18 protein-coding genes are annotated in these 17,252 nt (G+C 69.2%); 12 read left to right on the forward strand and 6 right to left on the reverse strand.

Annotated features, from left to right (window positions below; translation table 11 throughout):
- Positions 1 to 1,056: 1,056 nt before the first annotated feature.
- Together BLT78_RS21595 and argB are read left to right on the forward strand one after the other, a co-directional pair.
- On the forward strand, positions 1,057 to 2,448 hold the full coding sequence (locus tag BLT78_RS21595) for a phosphomannomutase/phosphoglucomutase (protein ID WP_197673172.1): 1,392 nt from the start codon (positions 1,057 to 1,059) through the stop codon (positions 2,446 to 2,448).
- 17 nt (positions 2,449 to 2,465) lie between these two features.
- Entirely contained in the window at positions 2,466 to 3,371 is a 906-nt protein-coding gene (gene argB / locus BLT78_RS16635; RefSeq protein WP_090352368.1) for an acetylglutamate kinase, read from the forward strand.
- A gap of 21 nt (positions 3,372 to 3,392) precedes the next feature.
- Here the strand turns inward: argB and BLT78_RS16640 are convergent, their stop codons facing one another.
- The 3 genes from BLT78_RS16640 to pyrE all read right to left on the reverse strand — a co-directional run bounded on the left by BLT78_RS16640 (position 3,393) and on the right by pyrE (position 6,486).
- Complete coding sequence (locus tag BLT78_RS16640) at positions 3,393 to 3,989, reverse strand: DUF4124 domain-containing protein (protein ID WP_231975645.1); 597 nt, start codon at positions 3,987 to 3,989, stop codon at positions 3,393 to 3,395.
- A gap of 181 nt (positions 3,990 to 4,170) precedes the next feature.
- Complete coding sequence (locus BLT78_RS16645; protein WP_090350602.1) at positions 4,171 to 5,646, reverse strand: DUF3360 family protein; 1,476 nt, start codon at positions 5,644 to 5,646, stop codon at positions 4,171 to 4,173.
- A gap of 198 nt (positions 5,647 to 5,844) precedes the next feature.
- Positions 5,845 to 6,486 (reverse strand): orotate phosphoribosyltransferase, encoded by a 642-nt coding sequence (gene pyrE, locus BLT78_RS16650; RefSeq protein ID WP_090350605.1) that lies wholly within the window; start codon positions 6,484 to 6,486, stop codon positions 5,845 to 5,847.
- Positions 6,487 to 6,557: 71 nt separating this feature from the next.
- Between pyrE and BLT78_RS16655 the strand changes: the two genes are divergently transcribed.
- Positions 6,558 to 7,337, forward strand: a complete 780-nt coding sequence (locus BLT78_RS16655) for an exodeoxyribonuclease III (RefSeq protein WP_090350609.1) — start codon at positions 6,558 to 6,560, stop codon at positions 7,335 to 7,337.
- A gap of 54 nt (positions 7,338 to 7,391) precedes the next feature.
- Here the strand turns inward: BLT78_RS16655 and BLT78_RS16660 are convergent, their stop codons facing one another.
- A complete protein-coding gene (locus BLT78_RS16660; RefSeq protein WP_090350613.1) occupies positions 7,392 to 7,772 on the reverse strand; it encodes a DUF4870 domain-containing protein in 381 nt (126 codons plus the stop codon).
- Positions 7,773 to 7,818: 46 nt separating this feature from the next.
- Positions 7,819 to 8,541 (reverse strand): ribonuclease PH, encoded by a 723-nt coding sequence (gene rph, locus BLT78_RS16665; protein ID WP_090350618.1) that lies wholly within the window; start codon positions 8,539 to 8,541, stop codon positions 7,819 to 7,821.
- Between the two features lie 168 nt (positions 8,542 to 8,709).
- Between rph and BLT78_RS16670 the strand changes: the two genes are divergently transcribed.
- The 6 genes from BLT78_RS16670 (at position 8,710) to BLT78_RS16695 (ending at position 14,053) form a co-directional block, all read left to right on the forward strand.
- On the forward strand, positions 8,710 to 9,573 hold the full coding sequence (locus BLT78_RS16670; protein ID WP_090350622.1) for a YicC/YloC family endoribonuclease: 864 nt from the start codon (positions 8,710 to 8,712) through the stop codon (positions 9,571 to 9,573).
- 23 nt (positions 9,574 to 9,596) lie between these two features.
- Positions 9,597 to 10,217 carry a guanylate kinase gene (gmk, locus tag BLT78_RS16675; RefSeq protein WP_090350626.1) on the forward strand — a complete coding sequence of 207 codons (621 nt, stop codon included), beginning with the start codon at positions 9,597 to 9,599 and terminating at the stop codon, positions 10,215 to 10,217.
- Between the two features lie 94 nt (positions 10,218 to 10,311).
- Positions 10,312 to 10,575 carry a DNA-directed RNA polymerase subunit omega gene (rpoZ, locus tag BLT78_RS16680; RefSeq protein ID WP_090350630.1) on the forward strand — a complete coding sequence of 88 codons (264 nt, stop codon included), beginning with the start codon at positions 10,312 to 10,314 and terminating at the stop codon, positions 10,573 to 10,575.
- A 59-nt stretch (positions 10,576 to 10,634) separates the two neighbouring features.
- Positions 10,635 to 12,755, forward strand: a complete 2,121-nt coding sequence (gene spoT, locus BLT78_RS16685; RefSeq protein WP_090350634.1) for a bifunctional GTP diphosphokinase/guanosine-3',5'-bis pyrophosphate 3'-pyrophosphohydrolase — start codon at positions 10,635 to 10,637, stop codon at positions 12,753 to 12,755.
- A gap of 118 nt (positions 12,756 to 12,873) precedes the next feature.
- Positions 12,874 to 13,254 (forward strand): RidA family protein, encoded by a 381-nt coding sequence (locus tag BLT78_RS16690; RefSeq protein WP_090350639.1) that lies wholly within the window; start codon positions 12,874 to 12,876, stop codon positions 13,252 to 13,254.
- Positions 13,255 to 13,318: 64 nt separating this feature from the next.
- Entirely contained in the window at positions 13,319 to 14,053 is a 735-nt protein-coding gene (locus tag BLT78_RS16695) for a hypothetical protein (RefSeq protein ID WP_090350643.1), read from the forward strand.
- Position 14,054: 1 nt separating this feature from the next.
- Here the strand turns inward: BLT78_RS16695 and BLT78_RS16700 are convergent, their stop codons facing one another.
- Entirely contained in the window at positions 14,055 to 14,915 is an 861-nt protein-coding gene (locus tag BLT78_RS16700) for an SDR family oxidoreductase (RefSeq protein WP_090350647.1), read from the reverse strand.
- 213 nt (positions 14,916 to 15,128) lie between these two features.
- Here BLT78_RS16700 and exbB point away from each other — a divergent pair, with 213 nt between their 5' ends.
- From exbB to BLT78_RS16715, 3 genes are read left to right on the forward strand one after another with little or no spacing between them, the layout of a single operon-like run.
- On the forward strand, positions 15,129 to 16,085 hold the full coding sequence (gene exbB, locus BLT78_RS16705; protein ID WP_090350651.1) for a tonB-system energizer ExbB: 957 nt from the start codon (positions 15,129 to 15,131) through the stop codon (positions 16,083 to 16,085).
- 3 nt (positions 16,086 to 16,088) lie between these two features.
- Positions 16,089 to 16,514: a TonB system transport protein ExbD gene (exbD, locus tag BLT78_RS16710; protein WP_090350654.1), complete on the forward strand. Its 426-nt coding sequence runs from the start codon at positions 16,089 to 16,091 to the stop codon at positions 16,512 to 16,514.
- Positions 16,511 to 17,242, forward strand: coding sequence for an energy transducer TonB (locus BLT78_RS16715; protein WP_090350658.1), 732 nt, complete (start codon positions 16,511 to 16,513; stop codon positions 17,240 to 17,242). The genes exbD and BLT78_RS16715 overlap by 4 nt, the downstream gene beginning before the upstream one ends.
- Positions 17,243 to 17,252: the final 10 nt, after the last annotated feature.

Here is a 17,252-nt window from a genome sequence, read left to right on the forward strand (position 1 = left end):
CGAGGATCGCATCGCGCCCGCATGAAACCGACCGCCCCCCTGCGCTCCCGCCTGCTACCGGTCGCCCTCGGCAGCCTGCTCGGCCTGCTGGCCGGCGGCGGCCTGCTCTGGCAGGCCCAGACCGAGGCCACCGCCGGCCAGCGCGCGCAACTGCTCGACGCCTGGAGCAGCGGCCCGCGCGCCGCCCTGCAGCATGGCCTGCAACACCTGGCGGAGGATGACCGGCAACTGGCCGCCCTGCCCGCACTGCTCGCCGCACTCGAGGGCGACGAGGCGGCGCGCACCGCCACCATCGCCCAGCTGCTGGCGACGCGGAGCGACCTGGTCGACGCCCAGCTCAACCCGCTCGGCGCCGCCGATCTCGACGAGCAGCGCGCCGCGCCGCTGAACTTCGCCGCCCTCGACCTGCTGCGCCGCGCCGAACACGGCGACGCCCCGCCCCCCGAGGCCTACCGGATCGGCACGCGCTGGCTGCTGTACAGCGCCAGCACGGTGCAGGACAGCGCCGGCCGCCCGCTCGGCAGCCTGTTGCTGGTGCGCGACCTCGCCCAGTTGCTCGAACTGCTGCCGGAGCTGCCCGCCGCCGCCGGCGAGCTGCAGCTGCAGCAGCAGTTCCCCGCCAGCCCGGCACAGGTGCTGCTGCAACGTGGCACTGGCAGTGGCGCGACCTACAGCTGGGCCAGCGCCCACCCGTACTGGCAATTCAGCCTGCGCCCGACGGACGCCCTGCAGCCGGTCGCGCCGGCGGCCTGGCAGGCGCTGCTGGCCGCCCTGCTGGCCTTCGCCGGCGCGCTCGGCGGCGCGGCACTGAGCCGCCCGTCCGCCGCACCCGGCCAGGCTCGCCAGACGGACGCCAGCCCGGCGCCCCTGCTGCCGGTCGCCGCTCCCCTGCCGCCGGCCACGCCCGGCGAACCCCGCGGCGCCGCGCCGGTCTCACTAGTCGAGGCCCCGGTCATGGCGGCAACCGCCGCCCCCGAGCCGGCGCTGACCGACGTCTTCGATCTGCTCGACAGCGACAGCGCCCTGTCGCGCAACCGCACGGAGTCCCCCGCCCCGATGAACACCCCCAGCGCCCCGCAGCTGCCGGCCGGCATCTTCCGCGCCTACGACATCCGCGGCGTGGTCGGCACCAGCCTGACCAGCGACACCGCCTACTGGATCGGCCGCGCCATCGGTGCGGAGAGCCTGGCCTGCGGCGAGCGCGGCGTGGTGGTCGGCCGCGACGGCCGGCTGTCCGGCCCCGAGCTGGCCGGCGCGCTGATCCGCGGCCTGCAGGACAGCGGCTGCGACGTCAGCGACGTCGGCATGCTGCCGACCCCGACGCTGTACTTCGCCACCCACGTGCTCGGCGCGCGCAGCGGGGTGATGGTCACCGGCAGCCACAACCCGCCGGACTACAACGGCTTCAAGATCGTCATCGCCGGCGAGACCCTGGCCAACGAGCGCATCCAGGCCCTGCACCAGCGCCTGCAAAGCAACCAGCTGAGCAGCGGCAACGGCGCCCTGCGCGAGGTCGACGTGCTCGACCAGTACCGCCAGCGCATCGAGGACGACGTGGCGCTGGCCCGCCCGCTCAAGGTGGTGGTCGATTGCGGCAACGGCGTGGCCGCGGTCAACGCCCCGCAACTGATCGAGGCGCTCGGCTGCGAGGTGATCCCGCTGTACTGCGAGGTCGACGGCCGCTTCCCCAACCACCACCCGGACCCGGGCAAGCCGGAGAACCTCAGCGACCTGATCGCCGCGGTCGCCGAGACCGGCGCCGACCTCGGCCTGGCCTTCGACGGCGACGGCGACCGCGTCGGCGTGGTGACCAACGAAGGCGAGATCATCTACCCCGACCGCCTGCTGATGCTGTTCGCCCGCGACGTGCTGAGCCGAAACCCGGGCGCCGACGTGATCTTCGACGTCAAGTGCACCCGCGGCCTGGCCGGGCTGATCCGCGGCTACGGCGGCCGCCCGCTGATGTGGAAGACCGGCCACTCGCTGATCAAGGCCAAGATGAAGGAGACCGGCGCCCTGCTGGCCGGCGAGATGAGCGGGCACATCTTCTTCAAGGAGCGCTGGTACGGCTTCGACGACGGCATCTACAGCGCCGTGCGCCTGCTGGAGATCCTCAGCCTCGAGAAGCGCAGCGCGGCCGAGGTGTTCGCCGACTTCCCGGTGGCGCTGTCCACCCCGGAGATCAACGTCACGGTCGGCGACGAGCGCAAGTTCGCCCTGATCGAGGCCCTGCAGCACCACGCGCAGTGGGGCGAGGCCAACCTGTTCACCCTCGACGGGGTGCGCGTCGACTACCCTCACGGCTGGGGTCTGGTGCGCGCCTCCAATACCACCCCGGTGCTGGTCCTGCGCTTCGAAGCGGACAGCGCCGATGAACTCTCGCGGATCCAGCGGGTGTTCCACGCCCAGCTCAAGGCCGTGGCCCCCGACCTGGATCTGCCCTTCTGATGCCACTGGAGTCCAGCATGCCTCTCAATCGTGAAGCTGCCCAACAGGTAGCCCAAGTCCTCGCCGAAGCCCTGCCCTACATCCGCCGCTTCAGCGGCAAGACCCTGGTGGTCAAGTACGGCGGCAACGCCATGGAAAGCGAGGAGCTGAAGACCAGCTTCGCCCGCGACATCGTGCTGATGAAGGCGGTCGGCATCAACCCGGTGGTGGTGCACGGCGGCGGCCCGCAGATCGGCGACCTGCTCAAGCGCCTGTCCATCGAGAGCCATTTCGTCGACGGCATGCGCGTCACCGACAGCGCGACCATGGACGTGGTGGAGATGGTGCTCGGCGGCCAGGTCAACAAGGACATCGTCAACCTGATCAACCAACACGGCGGCAGCGCCATCGGCCTGACCGGCAAGGACGCCGGCCTGATCAAGGCGAAGAAGCTCAAGGTCAGCCGTCAGACCCCGGAAATGACCCAGCCTGAGATCATCGACATCGGCCACGTCGGCGAGGTGGTCGGCGTCAACGTCGAGCTGATCAACATGCTGGTGGCCGGCGACTTCATCCCGGTGATCGCGCCGATCGGCGTCGGCGAGGACGGCGAGTCGTACAACATCAACGCCGACCTGGTGGCCGGCAAGGTGGCCGAGGCGCTCAAGTGCGAGAAGCTGATGCTGCTGACCAACACCGCCGGCCTGCTCGACAAGCAGGGCAACGTGCTGACCGGCCTGTCCACCGAGCAGGTGGATGCGCTGATCGCCGACGGCACCATCTACGGCGGCATGCTGCCGAAGATCCGCTGCGCCCTGGAAGCCGTGCAGGGTGGCGTGCACAGCGCGCACATCGTCGACGGCCGGGTGCCCAACGCCGTGCTGCTGGAGATCTTCACCGACAGCGGCGTCGGCACCCTGATCACCAACGCCGCACGCGGCTGAGGGCGCGCGCCGGGCGTCCGCTCAGGGCGTCCGGCGCGGCTCGCCGAGCAGGACCTGCAGACGCTCGCGCTCGCGGGCGAATTCCACCTCGCTGCTCGCCCGCTGCGCCTGCACGCGCTTGAGTTCGGCGAGCAGCCGCTGCTCCTCGCGCTGCAGCTGCTCGCGCTGCGCCAGCAGCTCCGGCGCCAGCGCCTGACCGGCGCGCTGGCGCTCGGCGGCCTGGCGCTCGGTCTCCTGCAGGCGCAGTCGACTCGCTTCCAGGTTGCTCTGCGCGATCCGCGCCAGGGCGTCCAGATCGCGCAGACGGCGCACCTGGGCCCACTCCAGATCGGCGGCGCTGGCATAGCGCTGCAGCAGGTCGGCATCGAACGCCGCCTGGCGCTGCGCGGCGGCGCGGCGGGCCAGTTCCTCGGCACTGGGCGCCGGCGGCACCACACGCAGCACCCGGCCCTCCTCGTCGAGCACCTCGTAGCCATTGGCGACGTACTCCGGCGGCACGCCCTGCCGGTCCAGCGCCACCACTCCCTGGCGGTTCACGTAGCGATACACCTCGGCCTGCGCCGTGCTCATCGCCAGCAGTCCCGCCAGCAACAGCCACACCCCGTTCACCATCCGCATTGCTCTAACGTCCACCTCGCTGGGCTGGTCGGGACGGCGAGCGCCCCGAAAATCTCCGGTCATCCGCCCCCCGGCGGGTGGCGGATGATCGCGCAGCGTTATCCACCAGCACCCGGCGCAGGTCAAGAAGCGAGCGCCCGCCGGCACGAAAAAGGGGAGCCGCGGCTCCCCTTGATCATCCTCAGGCCAGGCCGCGGAACGACTCCAGCAGCGCCGGAATGCCCGGGAACATGCCGATCGCCGCCATCACCGCGCAGAGGATGAAGAAGGTCAGCGACGGGATGATCCAGCGATCGCGATGGCCCAGGTTCTGGCCGCGCTCCTTGTCGCCGATCAGGCCGAGGTTGTCGAGCAGCATGGTCAGCGACCAGCCGAACACCGGGTTCACCAGCGCCGAGGAGAACACCACGATGGCCGCCGACTGCGAGGTCTTGCCCTCGCGGGTCATCTGCATGCCGGCCTCCAGCAGCGGCAGGAACACGCCGACCAGCAGGGCCACGCTGAGCACCGGCGGCCAGATCGCCAGGTCCATCGGGTAGCCCCACAGCGCGGCGACCACGCAGAGCAGGCCGGTGAGCATCGCACCGGCGGGGATCGGGCGCTTGGCGATGGCCGCCGGGATCATGTAGGTGCCCCACGACGAGGTCAGGTTGCCGCCGCCCAGCGCACTGCCGACCACCTGGCGCGCCGCGGCGATGCACATGGTGTCGTCGATGTTCATCAGCACCTTCTTGGCCTTGAGCGGATAATTCAATTCCTGGAATATCCGGTGGCCGAGAAAGTCCGGCGACCACATGGCCACCGCCAATACCGCGAACGGCGCCACGGCAATGAAGTGCTGCAACTCCGGCAGGCCCATCTGCCAGCCGGTATCTTCACCCCACCAATAAGCCGGATTCAGATTGGGAATACCCGGCTCGGTACGGAACTCGAAGGGCGCACCGAGGGCGAAGGCAATTATCCCGGCCATCGCGGCACCCAGCGGAATCGCCAGCCAGCGCATGCGGATATGTTCCAGATAGGCATACATCACGATGGTGGCGAATATCACCACGAAGGCGATATAGCCCATATCGAAGCCATTGGCCCAGGCGAAGAGCTTCTCGATCTGGGAGATCGTGCCGATGAAGCCCAGATAGAGCAGCAGGCCGCCGCACACCCCGTCGCTGGTCAGCCGCGCCAGCAGGCTGCCGCCCTTGGCGAGGCCGAGGATGAAGCCCAGCACGCCGACCATGATGCCCAGCGCCATGGGATGGCCGCCGGAGGCGACGATCAGCGGAATCAGCGGAATCAGCGGGCCATGGGTACCCGCCAGGTTGGCGCTCGGGTTGAGGATGCCGGAGAACAGCACCACGAACAGCAGTGCGGCGATCAGCATCTCGAAGCGGGCGTTCTCGATGACGAACTCGTTGGACAGCCCCAGGGGCGCGGCGAAGGCCGCCACCACCGCGGCCACCATGACGATCTTGCCGATGGTGGCGGCCACCGCCGGGACCCAGTCTTCCAGCTCGAAGCGGTAATCGCGCAGCGGCAGGTTGAGCTGCCAGCGGCGCGGCGCCATGATGGTCAGTTCATGTTCGAGATATTCTTCCCGTGATGCGAAATGTTCCTTGGATTTATGCAGATCACGGTAGCTGTTCTGATTATTGTCACTCATGGTATCAACGATTAAATAGTCTGAATTTAAGGCAAACGCCGGCCATGGCCGAGTCGCCCAGTTTTAATCGCTATTATTCTTATGAGAGAGGCGGTCACGCTGTTGCGCGACCGCCCGACAGGCCTTGAACCGGAAGACCGGTCCAGGAGAGACTTTTCTAATCGTTGTTATGCGGCCCTACAGGAACTTCCGCGCCGCTCAAATACCATATTGCGCGCGATAGGCTTCCACCGCGGGCAGGTGCTTGTTCAGTTCGGGATCCTGAGCGAGATAATCCAGCACTTGGCTCAGCGAGACAATGCTTACCACGGGTATACCAAAGTCGCGCTCGACTTCCTGGATCGCCGACAGCTCGCCCTGGCCACGCTCCTCGCGGTTCAGCGCGATCAGCACGCCGGCCGCCCGCGCGCCCTGGGCCTGGATGATCTGCATCACCTCGCGGATCGCGGTGCCGGCGGTGATCACATCGTCGACGATCAGCGCACGTCCGGCCAGCGGCGCGCCGACCAGGCTGCCGCCTTCGCCGTGGTCCTTGGCTTCCTTACGGTTGAAGCACCAGGGCAGGTCGCGGCCATGCTGTTCGGCCAGGGCGATGGCGGTGGCGCTGGCCAGCGGGATGCCCTTGTAGGCCGGGCCGAACAGCACGTCGAAGTCGATGCCGCTGGCCTGCACCGCCTCGGCGTAGAAGCGGCCGAGGCGCGCCAGGGCCAGACCGCTGTTGAACAGGCCGGCGTTGAAGAAGTAGGGGCTGGTGCGCCCGGACTTGAGGGTGAACTCGCCGAAGCGCAGCACGCCGCGCTCGATGGCGAAGCGGATGAATTCGCGTTGATATGCCTGCATGAGATGCCCGATTTAGCCAAAAAAGCGTGAACCTCAGGTATCATACACACTGGTTTTTTCAGGGGCCATTTATGCGGATCGTCAGTATTAACGTGAACGGCATGCAGACGGCGGTCGAGCGTGGTCTGCTCGGCTGGCTGCAGGGTCAGAATGCCGACGTGATCTGCCTGCAGGACACCCGCGCCTCGTGCTACGACATGGAAGACCCCGCCCTGCAGCTGGACGGCTACTTCATGTACGCCGCCGACGCGGAAGTGCCCGGCCACGGCGGGGTGGCGCTCTACTCCCGGTTGCAGCCCAAGGCCGTGATCTTCGGCCTCGGCTTCGAACAGGCCGACCGCTACGGACGCTACCTGCAGGCCGACTTCGACAAGGTCAGCATCGCCAGCCTGCTGATGCCCAGCGGGCAGAAGGGCGACACCGACCTGAACGCCAAGTTCAAGTTCATGGACGACTTCACCAGCTACCTGAACAAGCAGCGCCGCAAGCGTCGCGAGTACATCTACTGCAGCTCGCTGTACGTGGCGCACCAGAAGCTGGACGTGAAGAACTGGCGCGACTGCCAGCAGATGCCGGGCTTCCTCGCCCCCGAGCGGGCGTGGATGGACGAGGTGGTGGGCAGCCTCGGCTACGTCGACGCGCTGCGCGAAGTCAGCCGCGAGGGCGACCAGTACAGCTGGTGGCCGGACACCGAGCAGGCACAGATGCTCAACCTCGGCTTCCGCTTCGACTACCAGCTGCTCACCCCGGGCCTGCGCCGCTTCGTGCGCAACGCCCAGCTGCCGCGCCAGCCGCGCTTCTCCCAGCATGCGCCGCTGGTGGTCGACTACGACTGGACGCTGAGCATCTGAGCCGCCGTCGCCGCAACGCCAAAGCCGACCTGCAGGTCGGCTTTTTCATGCCCGCTATTTGAGCAGGCGGATACAGAACGGATAGCGCCAGGGCCGCCCCTCGTTGGCCTTGATGCCGCCGATGATGGTCAGCACCAGGCCGACCACGCTGACCAGCAGCATCAGCGGGAAGCCGATGACGATCCAGGCCAGCACGCCGCAGACCATCAGCGCCAGGCTCAGGGTGATCTGGAAGTTCAGCGCCTCGCGGCCCTGCTCGTCGACGTAGGGGTGGCTTTCGCGCTTGAGCTGCCAGACCACCAGCGGGCCGACGACGTTGCCGATCATCGGCGCGACGAACCAGGCGAAGGCCGCGTAGTGGCAGAGCATCGCCCACTTGCGCGCCTCGGCGTCCGGGCCGGGCAGATCGGGCGGCGACGACAGGGGCTCGCTCATGGTCGGCTCCTCTGGCCAGAGGCGGGCCGGCGGCCCGCCTGGGGTATCACTCGCCGTCGAGCGCCGCGCGCTGCAGCTCGAACAGCTCCTCGAGGCCCTTGCGCGCCAGCGCCAGCATGGCGTTGAGCTCCTCGGGCTGGAACGGCGTGCCTTCGGCGGTGCCCTGCACCTCGATGAAGCCGCCGGCGTCGGTCATCACCACGTTGAGGTCGGTGCCGGCCGCCGAGTCCTCGAGGTAGTCGAGGTCGAGCACCGCCTCGCCCTGGTAGATGCCCACCGACACCGCGGCGACCAGCTGCTTGAGCGGGTTCTGCTTCAGCGCGCCACGCTTCTTCAGGGTCGCCAGGGCGTCGATCAGCGCCACGGTGGCGCCGGTGATCGACGCGGTGCGGGTGCCGCCGTCGGCCTGGATCACGTCGCAGTCGACGTACAGGGTGTTCTCGCCCAGCTTGGACAGGTCCAGCGCGGCGCGCAGCGAGCGACCGATCAGGCGCTGGATCTCCAGGGTACGCCCGCCCTGCTTGCCGCGCGCCGCCTCGCGATGGGTGCGCGAACCGGTGGCGCGCGGCAGCATGCCGTACTCGGCAGTCAGCCAGCCCTGTCCCTGGCCCTTGAGGAAGCGCGGCACGCCGGCCTCCACGCTCACCGTGCAGATCACCTTGGTGTCGCCGAACTCCACCAGTACCGAACCCTCGGCGTGCTTGGTGTAGTGGCGGGTGAGGCGGATCGGGCGCATCTGGTCGGCGGCGCGGCCACTGGGACGGTTCATCGGCGGGTCCTGTCGGAAAGATGGGGGGAATCGCGGCCCATTATAGAGGTCCACGGCCACGAGGAACCACCGCCGCGATTGGGGCCGCCGCGACGCCTGGGTTACACTGGCGGATCGAATTCGCGGCGTCCGTGGGCGCCATTCCCCTTACCACTGCGAGGACCGCCCATGGTACACAGCATGACCGCCTTCGCCCGGGTCGAGAGCACCGGGCCCTGGGGCACCCTGAGCTGGGAGCTGCGCTCGGTCAACCACCGCTATCTGGAGCCGCACCTGCGCCTGCCGGAAGCCCTCCGCGACCTCGAGGGCGGCGTGCGCGACGCGCTGCGCCAAGCGCTGGCGCGCGGCAAGGTGGAGTGCACCCTGCGCCTGGCCGAGGCGACCGCCGGCAAGTCGCTGCAGGTGGACCGCGAACGCGCCGCCCAGGTGGTCGCCGCCGCCGAGGCCGTGGCCGCCCTGATCCAGAGCCCCGCCGCGCTCAACCCGCTGGAAGTGTTGGCCTGGCCGGGCGTGCTGGTCGCCGACGCCGCCGATCCGCAGGCCCTCAACGCCGCCGCCCTGCAGCTGTTCGGCCAGGCCCTCGACGAGCTCAAGAGCGGCCGCGCCCGCGAAGGCGCCGCGCTGGCGGCGCTGCTCGAGGAGCGCCTCGCCGCCATCCTCGCCGAGGTCGACAACCTGCGCGAACTGGTGCCGCAGATGCTCGCCACCCAGCGGCAGAAGATCGAGACCCGCTGCGCCGAACTCAAGGTCGAGCTCGACCCGCAGCGCCTCGAGCAGGAACTGGTGCTGCTGGCGCAGAAGAGTGACGTGGCCGAGGAGCTGGATCGTCTGAGCACCCATGTGCGCGAGGTGCGCCGCGTGCTCAAGGCCGGCGGCGCCGCCGGCCGGCGCCTCGACTTCCTGATGCAGGAACTCAACCGCGAGGCCAACACCCTCGGCTCCAAGGCCTTCGACCCGCGCAGCACCCAGGCCGCGGTCAACCTCAAGGTGCTGATCGAGCAGATGCGCGAGCAAGTGCAGAACATCGAATGATCCAACGAGTGAAAGACACCCCCATGAACGGCGCCCACGGCACCCTGTACATCGTTTCCGCCCCCTCCGGCGCCGGCAAGACCAGCCTGGTCAAGGCCCTGCTCGACAGCAACGAGCAGATCCGCGTGTCGGTCTCGCACACCACCCGTGCCATGCGCCCGGGCGAGGTGGACGGGGTGAACTACCACTTCGTCGCACGCGAGGAGTTCCTCGGCATGCTCGAGCAGGACGCCTTCCTCGAGCACGCCGAGGTGTTCGGCAACCTGTACGGCACCTCGCAGCGCTGGGTCGAGCAGACCCTCGCCGAAGGCCTCGACCTGATCCTCGAGATCGACTGGCAGGGCGCCCAGCAGGTGCGCCGGCTGATGCCGCACGCGCAGTCGATCTTCATCCTGCCGCCGTCGCAGGAGGCGCTGCGCCACCGCCTGAACAACCGCGGCCAGGACAGCGAGGAGATCATCGAGCGACGCATGCGCGAGGCGGTCAGCGAAATGAGTCACTATGTCGAGTACGACTACGTGGTAATCAACGACCAGTTCAGCCATGCTCTGGAAGACCTCAAGGCGATCTTCCGCGCCCGCCAGCTGCACCAGGGCGTCCAGCAGCGCCGCCATGCCGGACTGCTCGAGCTGCTGCTGCGCTGACGCAAGCGGCCCTTCCCTAACCATTGGCGATTTTTTAGACTATCCAATCCGCCCGGCCGAACCGGGCTCAGCCGTTGCAATCACGAGGAACACCATGGCCCGCGTCACCGTTGAAGACTGCCTGGACAACGTCGATAACCGTTTTGAACTGGTCATGCTCGCCAGCAAGCGTGCCCGCCAGCTGGCGACCGGCGGCAAAGAGCCGAAGGTAGCCTGGGAAAACGACAAGCCGACCGTGGTGGCCCTGCGCGAGATCGCCGAAGGCCTGGTCGACAATGAAGTGGTGCAGCAGGAAGACATCGTCGAAGAGACGCCGCTGTTCGCCGCCTTCGAGGAAAACGGCAGCGAGGAGATCTGAATTGCCGGGTCGACGTCGCGCGCCTGAAGTACCGGCACAGACCGGTCTGGAGTGAAGCCTTGGCCAGCATAGACGCCCTCGCCGACCGCCTCAGCAATTACCTCACGCCGGACCAGGTCAACCTGGTCCGCCGCGCCTACTACTACGCCGAGCAGGCCCACGACGGCCAGCGCCGACGCAGCGGCGAACCCTACGTCACCCATCCGCTGGCCGTGGCCAGCATCCTCGCCGACATGCACATGGACCATCAGAGCCTGATGGCGGCCATGCTGCACGACGTCATCGAGGACACCGGCATCCCCAAGGACGCGCTCAGCGCGCAGTTCGGCGCCACCGTCGCCGAGCTGGTCGACGGGGTCAGCAAGCTGACCCAGATGGACTTCCAGTCCAAGGCCGAGGCGCAGGCCGAGAACTTCCAGAAGATGGCCATGGCCATGGCCCGCGACATCCGCGTGATCCTGGTCAAGCTGGCCGACCGCCTGCACAACATGCGCACCCTCGAGGTGCTGTCCGGCGAGAAGCGCCGGCGCATCGCCAAGGAAACCCTGGAGATCTACGCACCGATCGCCAACCGCCTGGGAATGCACAGCGTGTTCGCCGAGTTCGAGGATCTCGGCTTCAAGGCCATGCACCCGATGCGCGCCGAACGCATCAAGCGCGCGGTCAAGCGCGCGCGCGGCAACCGCCGCGAGATCGTCGGCAAGATCCAGGAGTCGCTGATCAACTGCCTGGCCCAGGAAGGCCTGGCCGGCGAGGTCAAGGGCCGCGAGAAGCACCTCTACAGCATCTACCAGAAGATGCGCGGCAAGCGCCGGGCGTTCAACGAGATCATGGACGTCTATGCCTTCCGTATCGTGGTCGACAAGGTCGACACCTGCTACCGCGTGCTCGGCGCCGTGCACAGCCTGTACAAGCCGTTCCCCGGGCGCTTCAAGGACTACATCGCGATTCCCAAGGCCAACGGCTACCAGTCGCTGCACACCACCCTGTTCGGCATGCACGGCGTGCCCATCGAGATCCAGATCCGCACCCGCGAGATGGAGGAGATGGCCAACCACGGCATCGCCGCGCACTGGCTGTACAAGTCCAGCGAGGAGGACAGCCCGCGCGGCACCCACGCGCGCGCGCGCCAGTGGGTCAAGGGCATCCTCGAACTGCAGCAGCGCGCCGGCAACTCGCTGGAGTTCATCGAGAACGTCAAGATCGACCTGTTCCCCGACGAGGTCTACGTGTTCACCCCCAAGGGGCGGATCATGGAGCTGCCCAAGGGTTCGACCGCGGTCGACTTCGCCTACGCGGTGCACACCGACGTCGGCAACAGCTGCATCGCCTGCCGCATCAACCGCCGCCTGGCGCCGCTGTCCGAGGCGCTGCAGAGCGGCCAGACCGTGGAGATCGTCACCGCCCCCGGCGCGCGGCCGAATCCGGCCTGGCTCAACTTCGTGGTCACCGGCAAGGCGCGCACCCACATCCGCCATTCGCTCAAGCAGCAGCGCCGCTCGGAATCGGTGAGCCTCGGCGAGCGCCTGCTCAACAAGGCGCTGGCCGGCTTCGACAGCCACCTGGAAAAGCTCGCCGCCGAGCGCGTCGCCGCGGTGCTCGCCGAGTACCAGCTGGGCCACCTCGACGACCTGCTCGAGGACATCGGCCTCGGCAACCGCATGGCCTACGTGGTGGCCCGCCGCCTGCTGGCCGAAAACTTGGAGAGCGGCGGCGAACAGCTGCCCAGCCACGACGGCCCGCTGGCGATCCGCGGCACCGAGGGCCTGGTGATCAGCTACGCCAAGTGCTGCACGCCGATCCCCGGCGACCCCATCGTCGGCCATCTGTCGGCCGGCAAGGGCATGGTCATCCACCTCGACAACTGCCGCAACATCAGCGAGTTCCGCCACAACCCGGACAAGTGCATTCCGCTGTCGTGGGCCAAGGACGTCAGCGGCGAGTTCAACGTCGAGCTGCGCGTCGAGCTGGAACACCAGCGCGGCCTGATCGCCCTGCTGGCCACCGCGGTGGCCAGCGCCGACGGCAACATCGAGAAGATCGGCATGGACGAGCGCGACGGCCGCATCAGCGTGATCCAGCTGGTGGTCAGCGTGCACGACCGCGTGCACCTGGCGCGGGTGATCAAGCGCCTGCGTACCATCAAGGGGGTCAGCCGCATCACCCGCGTGCGCGCCTGAGGTCGGCGGCGGCTTGTCCCCGGGCGACAGCGCCATCGCCAACCCCCCGCTTCTCCGGTACAACTCTGCAGCGCGGCGCACGCAGCGCCGCCCGCCATCCATCCAGCAAGGAGTTCCCATGAGCAAGAGCGTCATCAGCAGCGACAAGGCCCCGGCCGCCATCGGCACCTACTCCCAGGCGATCAAGGCCGGCAACACCGTCTACCTGTCCGGCCAGATCCCCCTGGACCCGGCCACCATGCAGCTGGTGGAAGGCTTCGAGGCCCAGGCCGTGCAGGTGTTCGAGAACCTCAAGGCGGTCTGCGAAGCCGCCGGCGGTTCGCTGGCCGACATCGCCAAGCTGAACATCTTCCTCACCGACCTCGGCAACTTCGCCACCGTCAACGAGGTGATGGGCCGCTACTTCCAGCAGCCCTATCCGGCGCGCGCCGCCATCGGCGTGGCCGCCCTGCCGCGTGGTGCCCAGGTGGAAATGGACGGCATCCTGGTCCTCGAGTAAAGCTCGCCCCACCCCGGCTGCGGCGCCCGCCGCAGCCGTCCCGCACCACCGGTAAGGACGCCCCATGCGTTATCCCCTCCCCCTTTTCCTGCTGCTGGGCAGCGGCCTGCTCGGCGGCTGCGCCAGCGGCCCGGACGATATCGCCGGGACCTGGATCAACCAACCGGCGATCGACGCCGCCGCCGACAGCGGCCGGCTGCGCGAGGCGCTGCTGGCCTACGGCCCGAGCCTGGAATGGCGCTTCGCGCCGCAGCGCCACACCGCCTGGACGAGCGACGGCGTGGCCATCGCCGAGGGCCACCTGGCCGCCGCGGACGACGCGCAGTGGCGGGTGACCTTGCATGCCGAGCAGCAGGAGAGCTTCGCCCTGGATGGCGACGAGCTGGTCCAGCAACCCAGCGCCAGCAGCCCCGAACAGCGCTTCAGCGCCGTCGCGGCCAGCGCCGACAGCCTGCCCGGACAGGCCTTCGAGCAGGCACTGTACGCCGCCCTGCTCGGTGGCGAATGGGAGGTGCTGGAAGGCGCCGGTCAGGATGGCCTGGTGCGCTTCCATGCCGACGGCCGGGTCGAGGGCCTGCCCGGCGTCGAGCAGTACGCCCTGTGCCTGTCCGGCGACTGCGCCGGACGCAGCGAGGACGAGGAGATCATCTGGCTGCAGAGCGGCACCCAGGGCGGCGAATGGCTGTTCCGCCTGGAAGACGACCAGCTGAGCATCTACCTGGCCGACAACCAGGCGCTGCACACCGACGTGCCGCAATACCGCCCCGGCCGCCGCGTCTGGCTGCTGGAGCGCGACTGAGCTAGGCGTCCGCCGCCAGCAGCGCCGCGTAGCCCTCGCGATAGCTGGGATAGCGCGGCACCCAGCCCAGCGCGCGGGCGCGGGCGTTCGAGCAGCGCTTGCTGCCGGCGCGGCGGGTGGCCGACTGCTCCGCCCAGTGCTCGACCCCCAGCTGCGCGCGCAGCCAGGCGACCACCTCGTGCAGCGGCACCGGCTCGTCGTCGACGCCGAGATACACCGGCTCCAGCGCCAGTCCGCGGGCGTCGGCCTGCAGCAGGCAGGCCAGCAGGCCGGCGGCATCCTCGGCGTGGATGCGGTTGCCGTACTGCGGCGGCTCGCTGGCCACCCGGTAGCCGGCGCGTACCTGACCGAGCAGCCAGCGCCGCCCCGGGCCGTAGATGCCGGCCAGGCGCACCACGCTGGCGGGAATGCCGCTGCCCAGCGCCAGCGCCTCGGCCTCCAGCAGGATGCGCCCCGACCAGCTGCCTGGCTGGCAGGGCGATGCCTCGTCGACCCATTCGCCCTCTTCCTGGCCGTACACCCCGGTGCTGGACACGAACAGCAGGCGCCGCGGCCGCTGGCCGCGCTCGGCGAGCCAGCCCAGCACATGGCGCAGACCGTCGACATAGGTGGCGCGGTAGGCCTCCTCGCCGGAGTCGCCAGGCGCCGCGCAGTACACCAGGTAGTCCGGCGCCTGCACCGGCCAGGCCGGCGGGAAGGCGGTGGCACCCAGATCCGCCGGCAACGGCAGCACGCCCTCCGGCAGCCTGGCGACGTCGCGGCGCAGGCCGTGCACCTGCCAGCCGGCCTGCAGCAACTGCGCGGCGAGACGGCTGCCGACATCGCCGCAACCGGCGATCACTACCGAGGGGAGAACGGACATGGCGGGGCTCCGAGCGGAAAAGGCCAGCATACCGCGCTGCCGCGGCGCTGGCGAAGCGCACGCGGGCAACAGGGCCAGTCGCAGGCGCGCAGGCTGAAATTTCATCTGAATGATTTACAAACAAGAAACATTTGCAATAATCTCGCGCCTGACTCCTCCGCGCCGGTCTTGGCGGCGCTTGCCATTCGCTCACCGCTTACAGGTCAGGCCAACATGCACCCGCTCAGCTCAGCCGTTTCGCCAACCCGTGTCCGTTCCCCGCTGCGCCTGCCGGCGCTGCTCGCCCTGCTCGGCAGCCTGCTGATCGCCGCGCCCGGCTTCGCCGAGGAGCCGGCCGGCACCCAGACCGCCGCGGCCGCCACCGCGACTGCCGCTGCCGTCGAGCAGAGCGCCACCCCGCCAGGCGCAGCACCGAGCACCGCCACCGCCACCACTGTGGCGACCGAAGCGCCGGCGCCGGCCCACGACCTGTCGCCCTGGGGCATGTACCAGGGCGCCGACGTGGTGGTGAAGGGGGTGATGATCGGCCTGCTCATCGCCTCGGTGGTGACCTGGACCATCTGGCTGGCCAAGGGCCTCGAACTGCTCGGCGCGCGCCGCCGCCTGCGCGGCGAGCTGGCCGACCTCAAGGGCATGCGCAGCCTCGACGAGGCCGCCGACCAGGCGCGGGCCAAGCACAGCTTCAGCGCCGGGCTGATCGAGGACGCCCGCGACGAACTGAAGCTTTCCGCCGGCATTCCGGATAAGGACGGCATCAAGGAGCGCGTCAGCTTCCGCCTCGAGCGCCTGGTCGCCGCCAGCGGGCGCAAGATGAGTACCGGCACCGGCGTGCTGGCCACCATCGGCTCCACCTCGCCGTTCGTCGGCCTGTTCGGCACCGTGTGGGGCATCATGAACAGCTTCATCGGCATCGCCAAGTCGCAGACCACCAACCTCGCGGTGGTCGCCCCAGGCATCGCCGAAGCCCTGCTGGCCACCGCCCTCGGCCTGGTCGCGGCGATCCCAGCGGTGGTGATCTACAACGTGTTCGCCCGCTCGATCGCCGGCTACAAGGCGCAGGTCGCCGACATCTCCGCCCAGGTGCTGCTGCTGGTCAGCCGTGACCTCGACCGCCAGCCGCCGGCGAGCACCCGCTCCGCAACCGGCCCGCAGATCGCCAAGGTGGGCTGAAGCATGGGCATGCATCTCAAGGAAGGCGGTGACGACCTGCAGGAATCCCACGAGATCAACGTCACGCCGTTCATCGACGTGATGCTGGTGCTGCTGATCATCTTCATGGTCGCAGCCCCCCTGGCCACCGTCGACGTCAAGGTCGACCTGCCCGCCTCCAGCGCCACGCCACAGCCGCGGCCGGAGCAGCCGGTGTACCTGAGCATCAAGGAGGATCACAGCCTGTACCTGGGCAACGACGCGGTCATCGCGGAACAGCTGGGCGCCGCCCTCGATCGCCAGACCGGCGGTGACAAGGAGCAGACCGTCTTCGTGCGCGGCGACCAGACGGTCGACTACGCCCGCCTGATGGAGGTGATGGACCTGCTGCGCGGCGCCGGCTACCTGAAGATCGGCCTGGTCGGCCTGGAAACGGTCGGCCGCCCATGAGCCGCGCGCGCAGCCTGCCCCGCTGGGGCCTCAGCCTGCTGCTGGTGCTCGGCCTGCATATCGGTGTGGCGGCCTGGTCGCTGTACTGGCAGCCGCATGCCGCGCCGGTCGAACTGCCGCCGCCGGCCATGCTCATCGAACTGCCGCCAGCGCCGCCCGCACCCGCCGCACCGCCGCCGCCCGAGCCGGTGCGGGCTCCCGAGCCGCCGCCGCAGCCCAAGCTGATCGAAGCGCCCAAGCCCAAGCTGGCCCTGCCGCCGCCGCCCAAGCCGCGCCCGCAGCCGCCCAAGCCCAGGCCGGAGCCCAAGCCGGAGCCCAGGCCGCTGCCGACGCCAGCGAACCCCGCGCCGGCCGAGAGCAGCACGCCCGCGCCGAGCGCGAGGCCGGCCGCCCAGCCGAGCCCGCAGGCCGGCAACCCGGCGCCGTCCAAGGCCAAGGCCAGCTGGCAGAGCCGCCTGCTGGCGCACCTCAACCGCCACAAGCGCTATCCCGAGGACGCCCGCCGCCGCGGCCAGGAGGGCGTGGTCAAGCTGCGCTTCGTGGTCGACGGCCGGGGCAACGTGCTGTCCTTCGAGCTGGCCGGCAAGTCCGGCAGTGCCAGCCTGGACCGCGCCACCCTGCAGATGATCCGGCGCGCCCAGCCGCTGCCGGCGCCGCCGGCCGAGCTGCTGCAGAACGGTCGCCTGGAGGTGGTGGCGCCCTTCGTCTACTCCCTCGAGCGTCGCTGAAACGACCTGC

It is taken from the genome of Pseudomonas oryzae (genome assembly GCF_900104805.1).
GTDB classification, from domain to species: domain Bacteria; phylum Pseudomonadota; class Gammaproteobacteria; order Pseudomonadales; family Pseudomonadaceae; genus Geopseudomonas; species Geopseudomonas oryzae.

Excerpts from the sequence above, each read along its gene's own strand:
- BLT78_RS21595 (WP_197673172.1), top strand. The coding sequence starts at position 1,057 with ATGAACACCCCCAGCGCCCCGCAGCTGCCGGCCGGCATCTTCCGCGCC.
- argB (WP_090352368.1), top strand. The coding sequence starts at position 2,466 with ATGCCTCTCAATCGTGAAGCTGCCCAACAGGTAGCCCAAGTCCTCGCC.
- BLT78_RS16640 (WP_231975645.1), bottom strand. The coding sequence starts at position 3,989 with ATGCGGATGGTGAACGGGGTGTGGCTGTTGCTGGCGGGACTGCTGGCG.
- BLT78_RS16645 (WP_090350602.1), bottom strand. The coding sequence starts at position 5,646 with ATGAGTGACAATAATCAGAACAGCTACCGTGATCTGCATAAATCCAAG.
- pyrE (WP_090350605.1), bottom strand. The coding sequence starts at position 6,486 with ATGCAGGCATATCAACGCGAATTCATCCGCTTCGCCATCGAGCGCGGC.
- BLT78_RS16655 (WP_090350609.1), top strand. The coding sequence starts at position 6,558 with ATGCGGATCGTCAGTATTAACGTGAACGGCATGCAGACGGCGGTCGAG.
- BLT78_RS16660 (WP_090350613.1), bottom strand. The coding sequence starts at position 7,772 with ATGAGCGAGCCCCTGTCGTCGCCGCCCGATCTGCCCGGCCCGGACGCC.
- rph (WP_090350618.1), bottom strand. The coding sequence starts at position 8,541 with ATGAACCGTCCCAGTGGCCGCGCCGCCGACCAGATGCGCCCGATCCGC.
- BLT78_RS16670 (WP_090350622.1), top strand. The coding sequence starts at position 8,710 with ATGGTACACAGCATGACCGCCTTCGCCCGGGTCGAGAGCACCGGGCCC.
- gmk (WP_090350626.1), top strand. The coding sequence starts at position 9,597 with ATGAACGGCGCCCACGGCACCCTGTACATCGTTTCCGCCCCCTCCGGC.
- rpoZ (WP_090350630.1), top strand. The coding sequence starts at position 10,312 with ATGGCCCGCGTCACCGTTGAAGACTGCCTGGACAACGTCGATAACCGT.
- BLT78_RS16690 (WP_090350639.1), top strand. The coding sequence starts at position 12,874 with ATGAGCAAGAGCGTCATCAGCAGCGACAAGGCCCCGGCCGCCATCGGC.
- BLT78_RS16695 (WP_090350643.1), top strand. The coding sequence starts at position 13,319 with ATGCGTTATCCCCTCCCCCTTTTCCTGCTGCTGGGCAGCGGCCTGCTC.
- BLT78_RS16700 (WP_090350647.1), bottom strand. The coding sequence starts at position 14,915 with ATGTCCGTTCTCCCCTCGGTAGTGATCGCCGGTTGCGGCGATGTCGGC.
- exbB (WP_090350651.1), top strand. The coding sequence starts at position 15,129 with ATGCACCCGCTCAGCTCAGCCGTTTCGCCAACCCGTGTCCGTTCCCCG.
- exbD (WP_090350654.1), top strand. The coding sequence starts at position 16,089 with ATGGGCATGCATCTCAAGGAAGGCGGTGACGACCTGCAGGAATCCCAC.
- BLT78_RS16715 (WP_090350658.1), top strand. The coding sequence starts at position 16,511 with ATGAGCCGCGCGCGCAGCCTGCCCCGCTGGGGCCTCAGCCTGCTGCTG.